The organism is Oerskovia sp. NPDC056781, assembly GCF_042789955.1.
Taxonomy (GTDB): domain Bacteria; phylum Actinomycetota; class Actinomycetes; order Actinomycetales; family Cellulomonadaceae; genus Oerskovia; species Oerskovia rustica.
On record NZ_JBHUAD010000134.1, the window covers coordinates 1 to 10,802 of the forward strand.

Here is a 10,802-nt window from a genome sequence, read left to right on the forward strand (position 1 = left end):
GCGGAGCGCACCTGGGAAGGTGCGCTCCGCCGTCGGGCAGGGACGACTCAGCAGGTGAGGTTCGACCCCGTGGTCGTGCCGAGGATCTGCGCGAAGCGCTGGAACGCCGCGATGCGGCTCTGCACCTGCGCGGGGTTGCCGCCGTTGCACTCAAGCGTGCCGTTGATCGACCGGATCGACTCACCGAAGCCCGAGCCGCCCACGATCGCCTGGTGACCGGACATCGTGCCCGCGCCCGACTGCGTGTTCCAGAACCACAGACCCGTCTTCCAGGCCACGGCCGGGTCGGTCTCGACCAGGTACGGGTTGTTCAGCAGGTCGATGCCCAGGGCGTCGCCCGCGGCCTTGTAGTTGTAGTTCCACGAGAGCTGGATCGGGCCCTTGCCGTAGTACGCCGACTGGCCGGCGGGGCAGCCGTACGACTGGCTCGCGTCGCAGTAGTGCGGGTAGTTGGCGGTGTTGATCTCCTTGACGTAGACCAGCGCGCCCGTCTCGTGGTTGACGTTCGCGAGGAACGCGGCAGCCTCACGCTTGGCGACCTCGCTGCCGCCCGACGTGGCGAACTGCGGGTACGCGCTGAGCGCCGCGACCAGGCCCTGGTAGGTGTAGAACGGGTTCCGGTTGGGGAACATCTGGTTGAACTGGGCCTCGCTCACCACGAAGCCGCCCGTCCCGCCGCCGGTGCTGCCACCCGTGGTGCCGCCCGTCGTGCCACCGGTCGTGCCGCCCGTCGTGCCGCCGGTGGAGCCGCAGGCGCCCTGGGTGCGCCAGACGCCCCACTGGCCCGTGGTGCCCGGGGCCTCGCCCTGGGTCCACCACCCGGCCTTCCAGTTCTGGCCGTCCTTCGAGACGACGGCGCCGCCCGTGTACACCGCGGACGAGGACCACGCCGGAGCGCACACCTCGGCCGCGGACGCGCGGGGCGCGGGTCCGGCGATCGACCACGCGAGGGCCGTCGTCAGGAGAAGAGCAAGGAGGGCCAGCACCGTCGCTGGTCGTCGGATCGTTCGTGCCGTGAGCATGCACGTGCCTCTCGTCGATTACAGGGGGACGTCTGCGAGCCTGTCGGGCGGTCCGGGGAATGGTCAACGCACGTAGGGGGTACTACGTAGGGTGCTTGCTGCTCGTGCGGTGTCGCCGAGTGTGCAGTTCGGGCTGTCTCCGGGGCGTTCGGACCACCCGAACTGCACACTCGACGCACAGAGTTGTCGACGAGGGCGTCGGACCGGCGACGGATGGTGTGCAGGGCTGCCGGCGAGCGGGCCGCCCATCCCTGTGGACAAGTCTCCGGCGGACCGGGACGGTCGGTATCGTCGCCCCGGCTCCGCGCGGGAGCCTCGGACGCAGTGCGGGGGTGCCATGCGAGGTGGGGACGTCCTGAGCGCGGTGCTGTCGGCCACGCTCGTGGCAGGCTGCGGCGGGAACGGATCGTCGGCACCCGCGGCGCTCACGCTCGCGGACGCGCCCGAGCACTACGGCGCCGTCCTCGCCGACGTCCGTGAGGTGGTCGACGACGAAGCCGGACCCCGTGCGTGGACGTCCGTCGAGCGGGCGCCGATCGTGTGGGAGGTCGCCGAGGGCCGGTGCCCGTTCTGGACCCCGGGGTGGCGCGCCGAGGAGCCGATCAGCATCGGCGGCTCCTGGGCGCAGGTCGTCGACACCCTCGACGCCGTCCTGGCCGAGCACGGGTTCCACGCTCTCCACGAGAACGAGTCACCCACCGGCGGCTGGGCGTTCCTCTCGGCCGAGGACGCCAACGGCGCCGTCCTCACGCTCCGCTCGACCGGGCACACCGAGGTGGGCGTGTCCGGGGGATCGGTGCTGCGGGGGGAGGCGGAGGTGTGCCCGGGCTGGGAGGAAGGATAGGCGCCGGTCTTGACACCGGTGCTCGCCCCGGCCGGATGCTCGGGTCAGCTGATGCTCGTGCCCCGTCGGGCAGTCGCGTGGGCGAGGTCGCCGAGGCCCTTGGTATCGAGTCCTGGCCAGCCGTGGACGAGGTCGAGCCACTCGGCGGGGAGGTCGGTCGTCCCGTAGCGCGCCCCGAGGAGCGCCCCCGCGATGGCGGCCACCGTGTCGGTGTCGCCCCCGATCCGGACTGCCGCCTGCAGCGCGCGCACGGTGTGCGGCGCACCTTCGCCCACGGTGCCCGACGACGCAGCCGAGCCGTCGCGCGCGCGGTGGGCTCCGCCGTCGGGCACGTGGGTGGAGGCGATCGCGTGCCACGCGGCCTGGAACGCCGTGACCGTGAAGCCGTTCGACCGGAGGTCGGCGGTGGGATGCTCCTCCTCGGCGTCCGCGATCCACGCTTCCCAGGGGGCCCGTCGATCGGACGGCAGGAGGTCGAGGCCTGCGCGCACGTCGAGCCTCTCGTGCGTGACCGCGACCCGGACCGCCTCCGACCACAGCACGCAGGACTCGCCCGCGAGCGGGTCGGTGTGCGTGAGCTCGGCGACGGCGCGCGCCGCGCGGGCCGTCTCGGTGCGGTCGTCCAGGGCGACCACCCCGACGACCCCGGTACGCATGAGCGCGCCGTTGCCCGCTGTCCGGCCCGTCGAGGCGTGGAGGGCCTGGCTCGCCGCCCGCAGTCTCGCGGCCGGTCGCCCGGGGAGGTGCGCGGCGTTCCTCAGGACGGCGGCGGTCTGCGTGCCGACGTCGGACGCGCCCCCGGTGAGCCACGCCTCGAAGGCCGCGGCGACGTCGTCGAGCGGGCCCTCGGTCGTCAGTCCGCGACCCCGTGCCGCGACACGAGCGACGCACACCGCCATCTGCGTGTCGTCGCTCCACTCGCCGGGTGCGTAGGGGCCGAGCCCACCGCCGCGCATGATCGCGGCCTCGTCGGCGCGGGGCGGCGTCGCGAACTCGTACGGGACGCCCAGGGCGTCGCCGCACGCCTGCACGACGAGGACGCCTGCGGCACGGTCGAGGAGGTCGGGGACGAGATGAGTGGTCACGGGGAGAGCGTAGGGGGCGCTGGACCTCGGGGAGCAGCGGGGGCGGGGTGACGGCCGCAGTGCGCGCCGAGTGTGCGCCGAGTGCGCGCCGAGTGCGCAGTTCGGGCTGTCTGTGGGACGTCCGGACCCCCCGAACTGCACACTCGACGTTCGTGCACTCCTCCGGAGGCCCGTGTCGGCGGCGGCTGGGAAGGTGGGAGGCGGGAGGCCCCGCACCGGGCGGGACCGGGAAGGTCGTCATGAGCTCACCCACGCAACCCCGCACGTACCCGCACGGGGTCCCGTGCTGGGTGGACACCGAGCAGCCCGACGTCGACGCCGCCACCGCGTTCTACGGCGCCCTGTTCGGGTGGACGTTCACCGACAAGATGCCGCCCGACGCTCCCGGGCGCTACGTCGTCGCCTCGCTCGACGGGCAGGACGTCGCGGCGATCGCCTCCCCGCCCGACGGGGGCGATGCGACGCCCGAGTGGATCACCTACGTCGCGGTCGACGACATCGGCGTGACGGCCGGGGCGGTCGCGGCCGACGGTGGCGTGCTGCTCTCCGGCCCCGAGATCGTCGGCCCACCCGGACGCATGGCCTCGGTCCAGGACCCGCAGGGTGCGCGGTTCCGCCTGTGGCAGGCCGGCACGCGCCTCGGCGCCCAACGCGTCAACGAGCCGGGGACCTGGAACTTCAGCAACCTCCTCACCCCCGACCCCGACCGCGCCCTCGACTTCTACGGTCCGCTGCTCGGATGGGAGCTCGACCCTGCGCTCGGCGCCGGGATGTTCCGCGTCCCCGGCTACGGCGACCACCTCGCACGGACCGTCGACCCCGGCATCCACGAACGGCAGGAGTTCGCACCGCCGGGGTTCGCCGACGTCGCCGCAGGCATCGCACGCGTGGCGGGACAGCCCGCGCGCTGGGACGTGGCGTTCTCCGTCGCCGACCGGGACGAGAGCGCGACCGCGGCCGAGCGGGCCGGCGGGGTCGTGCTGTCGACGTCGGAGAACGAATGGGTGCGCGAGGCGGTCGTGCGCGACCCGCAGGGCGCGGAGCTGACGCTGTCGCAGTTCGCGCCGCAGGAGTGGGGGTAGGGGACGAAACGACCGAGTGTGCACCGGCTACGTCTGCGGTTGCGTCAAGCCTGACCGACCTTGCTCGGGGCGGCCTAGGGTCAGCTGCTCCGTTGAGCTTCAAAGCGCTCGAAGCGTGAGGCGAGCAACTCAGGATGTGGCCGATCGCCGCGTCGACGCGGAACAGTGATCTGGCGGCCGTGCATTTCCTGGAGCCCGTGCTTGAGCATGGGGCCGTCGATCTCTTCGAGAAGGTCGAGCGCGATGCGGACCTCGTAGTCCGGGGTGACTGCGAGCATGTTGTGGTCGTAAGCAGCATGGTGGATCTTGCACAGGGCGAGACCGTTGTTCACGGTGGGGAGGCCACGTTCGTCACTGTCCGGGACGATGTGGGCGGCATCGAGGAGTGCGCCATGCTTGAGGTTGCAGACCGCACACTGAGTCTCGTAGGCGACGAGAACGCGCGTACGGAACGCTGGCTGGTGCAGTCGCTGCTTAGCGAGCCGAAGGGCATACGCACGCTGCGGTGCCGTCAGGTTGCCCGGGGCGGGAATGAACCTGAACGCCTCATCAAGTGCGATGAGGAACTGACGATTCTCGGGCTCGTCGTCGACCACATAGACAGGGGCGATGGGCGTGTAGATGTTCGGGACCTCTTTGCGGAAGAGGATCATGGGCATCCCGGTATCCATCGCATGGCGGAGCTTTCGGTTGTCTCCGGTCCACGGATCGCCGGCGCGATAGGCATAGTGGAGGAGTCGGACTCGGCGTCGTCGTACGGTCCGTTGGCGACGCTCACGATCGATAGCGTTGAGGAGAAGTTCTTAGGGTTCCGGATCCCGCGCGAAAAGTCGATGACGGGCAGTTTCCCACCATCGATACTGAAGGTGAGCAGCTCGTCGCGATGGAGGAATCCGCCGTTGAGGTCTGCCCGCTCGTGGACCCATTGGATGATCCGAGCTCGTAGGGCGGCTTCGACGGCTGAGTCCATGGCCGAAGCTCATCAGGCGACGGGGCTGCGTTCAAGCCGTGGGCGGGTGAACTATGGGCAAGATGCCCAGATTTGAGCACAGGATGCTGAGCACGCGCGGACGTCCTGTCCTTCACCCCGATACGCCGGCTGTCGTCGTGCTCCGAGCGGGCATAGGGGCTCGGGCCGAACCCGAGCGCCTACGACGCCGCGCTCGCCGAACGCCTCGACGTGCTCGTGACCGCAGCCACCAGGCTGTTCCGCGCCCTGGCGGGGTCTGCGAGATCGAGTCCGTCTGACCCCTGTGGACAACCCGGACCGCACCCCGTGACACCACCACGATGGTCGCTGGGTGCGCGTCGCGCGCCGGTCGGGTCTCGTGGCGTGCGCGCCGAGCGACCCGGGCGTCAACGACAGGGGAGTCGGCATAGGGTACGACCGTCACACGACTGTGGGCTACCGCGGGTCTGGTCCTCACGGGGGCACTACGTCACCGCACCGTGGGAGCTGTCCGGGCCCGACGAAGCAGCGCTGGCATGACCTCCCCCGGAGAGGTCAGCCGACCGAGACCCGCCCCAGCAGCTCCTCGAACACCCGCTCGCTCACGACCGGGATCCCGTACCGCCGAGCGGTGCGCGCCTTGCCGGACAGCGAGTCCGGGTCGGCGGCGATGACGACGCGTGTGCGCTTGGTGACGTTCGGCCAGGGTGCGAGCCCGGCGGCCCGCGCCTCACGCTCCCAGTCCTCGCGCGGTCGTGTCATGGCCCCGGTCAGTACGATCTCGTCGCCGTGCGCCAGCGCGAACCGTGGCCTGTCGGCCACGGTCGCCACGGCCCCGACCGTCGGCTCGATCGTCATCGCGCCGTTCACGTCAGAGATCACGACGACCGTCGCACTGGCGCCTTCGGCCGGGGCCGCGCACGTCACGGCGGTCTCCCCGACACCGGCCGGCGCTGCCGCACGGCCGCCACCCGCACCCGCGCCGTCGCCCCCACCCGCGCCGTCGCCGCCACCCGCGCCGTCGCCCCCACCCAGCCCGACGTCGCCGCTCGCCTCCGCGCCCGGGCGCGCTCCGGCGTCGGGAACCTCGCAGAGAACGGCAGGCGTCGAACCCGGGTGCGCGTCGCCGTCGGGCACGATGCTCGCCCCGACGACCACGCCGCGCCCCGCCCGTGCGACCGCCGCCGCGACGTCGTCGGCGTCCATGCCGAGCTGGCCCGCGACCTCGTGGAGGTCGGCGACCTCGCTGTCGGAGAGCACTCCGTCCGTGAGCGCCACCCGCGCGAGCGCGTCGAGGTACCCGTGGTGCAGCGACTCGACCTGCGCACGGCTGAGCCCGGCCTCCTCGGCGGCGGCGAGCAGGGCGCCGCGCTCGGTGAAAGACACGTACCGGTCGAGCAGCGCGAGGTCGAGGAGCGCGAGGTAGTCGTCGGCCTGAGGTGGGAAGGGCACGCGGTCGAGGCGGTCGGACAGGCCGGACAGCCAGTGGCCGGTCGGTCGGCTCGCGCCGCGCAGCACGGGGGCGAACGCCCCGGAAGAGGGCAGCCACGGCCACGCGTGCATCGCGGACGCCTCGTGCGCGACGGCCCAGAGCGGGTCGGCGTCGTCGAGCCCGAGGTAGTGCTCGAGGAGCCCCGCGGTGGCGCGGGCGTCCCCGAGGGCGGAGTGGGCGCCGTCGTGCACGACGCCGGCGAGCTCGCAGCAGATCGCGAGCCCGCGCGGCGCGGACGGCAGGAACGTCCCGGCGAGGCGCATGGTGCACAGGCACGCGAGCGGGTCGATCCCCACGGGCAGGCCGACGCGGCCGAACTCTGCGCGCAGGAACCGGGTGTCGAAGCTCGCGTTGTGCGCGACGATCACGCGCTCTTCGAGGAGCCGTGCGAGGTGCGGCGCGACGACGGCGAACGTGGGCGCGAGCCCGACGTCGGCCGCGCTGATGCCGTGCACGTGCTGGGGTCCGAGGTCGCGCTCGGGGTTGACGAGCGTGCACCACTCGTCCTGGACGCGGCCGGCGGCGTCGGTGAGGACGACGGCGACCTCGGCGATGCGGTCGTGCTGGCGGGGCGAGAACCCTGTGGTCTCGAGGTCGATCACGGCGAATCCGGGCACGGGGGACAGCGTGCCAGGTCCGGGCTGCGGGGTGAAGTCCGCGCATAGGAGGCGTCGAGGGAGTTCTCGCCGAGCGAGACGCGCGAATCGTTTTTAACCTGGACGGACATACCAAATCATCGGGGAGCCGTAGTGCGCACTGCCGCCATCACGACCACAGTCCTGCTGTCCGTCGCCGTGCTCACAGGCTGCAAGGGCGGGGAGACGGGGCAGCCCTCGCCGACACCCACCTCGACGACGTCCCCGACGACCCCACCGGTCACCCCGTCACCGACACCCACGCCGTCGCCGACATCCACACCCACCGACCCCGCCACACCCACGGAGCCGGGGGAGAACGAGGTCTCGATCAGGGTCCAGATCCCCGAGCGCACGGCCCCGCCCTCGGGAGACTGACGGGCCGCCGCGCCCGAATCCCTCAGCAAGCTCAAGGGCATGGCGCCGCCCGGGTTCAGCCTTTCGTCCGCGCCGCCCGCCGGCGACGCCTCGCCTCCTCGGCCCTCCCCTCGGCGTCCTCGAGGTCGCGGTCGACGGCGGCCAGGTCCTCCTCGGCCGCGGTGAGCGCACTCCGCGCCTCGTCGAGCGCCGCGAGCGTGTCCTCGCGCTCGGCGGTGAGCCGGGCGATCTGCTCGTCGAGCGCGCTGAGTCGCGCGTCCAGCGGCCCGACGGCGTCGCTCGCCTCCCGCACGACGTCGGCGGCCTGGTCGCGGCGTCCTTCGAGCCGGTCGATCTCCGCGGCCGCCGCGGCGACCTCACGTTCCGCGTCCGCGAGGGCGGTATCCGATCCCGAGTGCTCGGGCGCGGGTGGACGAGGCTCCTCGGTCTGCTGCTCGGCAGCCCGCGAGCGCGCCCCCGTTCCGCGGCGCCGGGCCTCTCGCTCCACGCTCAACGACACGACGTCGGCGCTCTCACCGGACTCGTCGACGATCCCGAACCCGACGTACTGCAGCGCCTGCGTCAGGCGCCCGGCCTGCACGAGCGCCCCGGCGTCACGGTCCATGACGGCGGCGGTGAGCGTCTCGCCCAGGCGCCGCAGCACCTCGCCGGACACGGCCCGTCCGCGGACCTCGCCCGCTGCTGAGACGTCCCCGACCAGCGTGTCGACCTGGCGTCGGCGGTCGCGGTCGAGCTCGGTCAGCCGCGCCCGGTCGCGTGCCTCGGTCGCGGTGCGCAGGTCGTCGCCGAGCGCGACGAGGCTCCCGACCTCCTCGGGGTGGGCGCGGGCCACCTGGTTGACGACCCACGCGGCGACGGTCGGCTTGGTCAGCGCGCTCAGCCGTGCAGCACCCACGGCGTCCCCGGCGGCGGTCGCCTGCTTGGCCGCGGCATTCCGTGCGGCGACGAACTCGTCGAGGGGCAGGACGAACAGCCGGTCGATCACCTGATCGCCGGCCGCGTCGGGCTCCTCGCTCATCGGTCCAGCGTCGCACCGTTCACGGGCGGGCACCCTCCGGGAACCCGACGGCCCGCAGAGGGTAGGGTCCGGGGTTGACCGTGCCCGGCCCGGGGCGCCCGGTCGTCGACGCGCAGGGGAGCCCATGGACCAGGAACCGCCGGTGAGGACCGCCCGTGGTGAGCGTGACGCCACGACGGAGCCGTCCGTCGCGCACGCGGTGCCGTCGGACGCCGTGCCGTCGGACGTGGCGCCCGACGTGGCGCCCGATGCCGTCCAGGCTCCTGCGAGACCCAGGCTCCGCATCCCGCGGCTGCCTGCGACGCTGCCCGGACGACGACGGCCCGACGCCGCGCCCGGCGAGGCCGCCACCTCCGACCCCACCGCCGATCCCGCCGCGGATCCCGCCCCCGACGACGCGGCCGACGCTCCGCCGTCGGGCCGTGAAGGGGCAGAGAGCAGGCCGCGCCTCGACGTCCTGGTGACCGGTTGGGTCGGCCGCGCCCTGGATGCGTACCCGCGACCCGTCCTGCCGCTCACCGACCACTGGGACGCCTCGGTCGCGGGGCTCGTGCGCCAGGTCCCGCTGGTGCCGCGCTTCGCGACCAGGCCGCTCGAGCTGCTCGACCGGTTCGGGGCCGTGCACGTCGGGCCGCGCGAGGTCGGGTTCGACGGCGACGCGATCGTCTGGGAGCGCGTCCTCGAGGTGCGCACGCAGCCCGCATGGTCGAGCCTGTCGGCCGACGCGCTCGAGGCGAACTTCGCGCAGTACCTACGCGTGATCCCGCGCGTCCCGGGGCGCGGCTGGGTCCTGGGCAAGGTCTCGGAGCTGCTCGTGTCGCTGTACCTGAGCGTCGTCCCCCTGCCCGACGACGCCGCTCACCTCCTGGAGTCCGGCGGCACGACGGGCGACGCGCCGGACCGCGACGCGGAGTCCAAGGCGGCCCCGTTCACGCGGCGGACCGTGACCGAGATCCTCTACAAGCGCCGCATCGGCGAGGGCGAGCGTCAGGCGAGCACGACGTCGGTCCTGCTGCAGCTCGCGTTCCCCGGGTCGACCGACGCGATGCTCGCGCTCGCGGCCGAGCGCGGCGTACCGGTCGTGCACGTCCCCGTCGACGAGGGCGAGATGGGCGCGACGATCAAGCGGGCCGCAGCCTGGCGCTCGACCGCACTGGGGCTGCGGGACCGCTTCACGCGAGACACCGGCCCGACGGCGTAGCCCGGCCCGGGCGGCGACCGTCGGCATGCGTCGGCGTGCGAGGACTCGGGGAGGTGCGGCGACCGCGCCATCCTGCCCGGCACCCGGGTGCGGTCTACGCTCCGAGAGGGGCACGACGGCACGACACGAGGCGGGACGGCACATGGCACGCAGGACGATCGTCATCACGGGAGCGAGCGACGGGATCGGGGCGGCGGCAGCCCGCGCGCTCGCCGAGGAAGGGCACGAGGTCGTGGTGGTGGGGCGCTCGCCCGAGAAGACCTCGGCGGTCGCACGTGAGCTGGGCGCCGACTTCTTCGTGGCCGACTTCGCGCGCCTCGCCGAGGTGCGGTCGCTCGCCGTGCAGCTGCGCGACCGCTACGAGCGGATCGACGTCCTCGCGAACAACGCGGGCGGCATCATGGCCGACCGTCAGGTCTCCGAGGACGGCCACGAGCTGACGTTCCAGGTCAACCACCTCGCACCGTTCCTCCTCACGACGCTGCTTCTCGACCGGTTGGCGGAGAGCCACGCGAGCGTCGTCAGCACGAGCAGCGCCGCGCACCGGCTGTTCAGCGACTTCCACGTCGACGACCTCGAGTCCGAGCGGTCGTACGCGCCCAACACCGCGTACGGCAACGCGAAGCTCGCCGTGAACCTGTTCACGCGCGAGCTCGACCGTCGGTACCGCGCGGCCGGGATCTCGGCCGCGGCGTTCCACCCGGGCGTGGTCGCGACCAACTTCGCCGCGACCTCGACGAGCAGCATGCGCGTCATGTACCAGACGGTGCTGAGCCGCTTCCTCACGTCGTCGGCCAAGGGCGCCGACACGCTCGTGTGGCTCGCGACGACGACCCCGGGCGTCGACTGGCAGCCGGGGAGCTACTACGTCAAGCGCAAGGTCGCGACGACCCACCCGCTCGTGAGCGACCCACGGCTCGCGGCCGACCTGTGGGAACGGAGTGTGGAGATGGTCGCCGCCGACGGCGCCCCGGGGGCGGCCGCCTGAGGGCTTCGTCGTGAAGGCCCCGGCCCCGGCCCCGGCCCCGGCCCCGGCCACCGACGGGCCCGGCCACCGACGGGCCCGGACAGCACGACGGGCCCGGTGCTCTCGCAC

At 73.0% G+C, this 10,802-nt stretch carries 10 protein-coding genes; 4 read left to right on the top strand and 6 right to left on the bottom strand.

Annotated elements, in window-relative coordinates; translation table 11 throughout:
* Positions 1 to 47 precede the first annotated feature (47 nt).
* Positions 48 to 1,022 carry a glycoside hydrolase family 19 protein gene (locus ACFRCR_RS12290; RefSeq protein WP_377677858.1) on the bottom strand — a complete coding sequence of 325 codons (975 nt, stop codon included), beginning with the start codon at positions 1,020 to 1,022 and terminating at the stop codon, positions 48 to 50.
* Between the two features lie 337 nt (positions 1,023 to 1,359).
* On the opposite strand from ACFRCR_RS12290, the gene ACFRCR_RS12295 reads away from it, so the two are divergent.
* The gene (locus ACFRCR_RS12295) at positions 1,360 to 1,866 is read left to right on the top strand and encodes a hypothetical protein (protein WP_377677860.1); all 507 of its coding nucleotides are present in this window, start codon (positions 1,360 to 1,362) and stop codon (positions 1,864 to 1,866) included.
* Between the two features lie 44 nt (positions 1,867 to 1,910).
* Here ACFRCR_RS12295 and ACFRCR_RS12300 read toward each other — a convergent pair whose 3' ends face one another.
* Entirely contained in the window at positions 1,911 to 2,951 is a 1,041-nt protein-coding gene (locus ACFRCR_RS12300) for an ADP-ribosylglycohydrolase family protein (protein ID WP_377677861.1), read from the bottom strand.
* Positions 2,952 to 3,190: 239 nt separating this feature from the next.
* Between ACFRCR_RS12300 and ACFRCR_RS12305 the strand changes: the two genes are divergently transcribed.
* Positions 3,191 to 4,033, top strand: coding sequence for a VOC family protein (locus tag ACFRCR_RS12305; protein WP_377677863.1), 843 nt, complete (start codon positions 3,191 to 3,193; stop codon positions 4,031 to 4,033).
* An 80-nt stretch (positions 4,034 to 4,113) separates the two neighbouring features.
* On the opposite strand, the gene ACFRCR_RS12310 is transcribed toward ACFRCR_RS12305, so the two are convergent.
* From ACFRCR_RS12310 to ACFRCR_RS12325, 4 genes are all read right to left on the bottom strand, one after another.
* Positions 4,114 to 4,692, bottom strand: a complete 579-nt coding sequence (locus ACFRCR_RS12310; protein WP_377677865.1) for an HNH endonuclease — start codon at positions 4,690 to 4,692, stop codon at positions 4,114 to 4,116.
* On the bottom strand, positions 4,683 to 5,003 hold the full coding sequence (locus tag ACFRCR_RS12315; protein WP_377677867.1) for a hypothetical protein: 321 nt from the start codon (positions 5,001 to 5,003) through the stop codon (positions 4,683 to 4,685). Before ACFRCR_RS12315 ends, ACFRCR_RS12310 begins: the two co-directional genes overlap by 10 nt.
* 534 nt (positions 5,004 to 5,537) lie before the next feature.
* A complete protein-coding gene (locus ACFRCR_RS12320) occupies positions 5,538 to 7,091 on the bottom strand; it encodes an exonuclease domain-containing protein (RefSeq protein ID WP_377677868.1) in 1,554 nt (517 codons plus the stop codon).
* 451 nt (positions 7,092 to 7,542) lie between these two features.
* Positions 7,543 to 8,505: a hypothetical protein gene (locus tag ACFRCR_RS12325; RefSeq protein ID WP_377677870.1), complete on the bottom strand. Its 963-nt coding sequence runs from the start codon at positions 8,503 to 8,505 to the stop codon at positions 7,543 to 7,545.
* Positions 8,506 to 8,647: 142 nt separating this feature from the next.
* On the opposite strand from ACFRCR_RS12325, the gene ACFRCR_RS12330 reads away from it, so the two are divergent.
* Both ACFRCR_RS12330 and ACFRCR_RS12335 read left to right on the top strand, forming a co-directional pair.
* The gene (locus ACFRCR_RS12330; protein ID WP_377677872.1) at positions 8,648 to 9,706 is read left to right on the top strand and encodes a hypothetical protein; all 1,059 of its coding nucleotides are present in this window, start codon (positions 8,648 to 8,650) and stop codon (positions 9,704 to 9,706) included.
* 142 nt (positions 9,707 to 9,848) lie between these two features.
* Entirely contained in the window at positions 9,849 to 10,694 is an 846-nt protein-coding gene (locus ACFRCR_RS12335) for an SDR family NAD(P)-dependent oxidoreductase (protein ID WP_377677874.1), read from the top strand.
* Positions 10,695 to 10,802 lie beyond the last annotated feature (108 nt).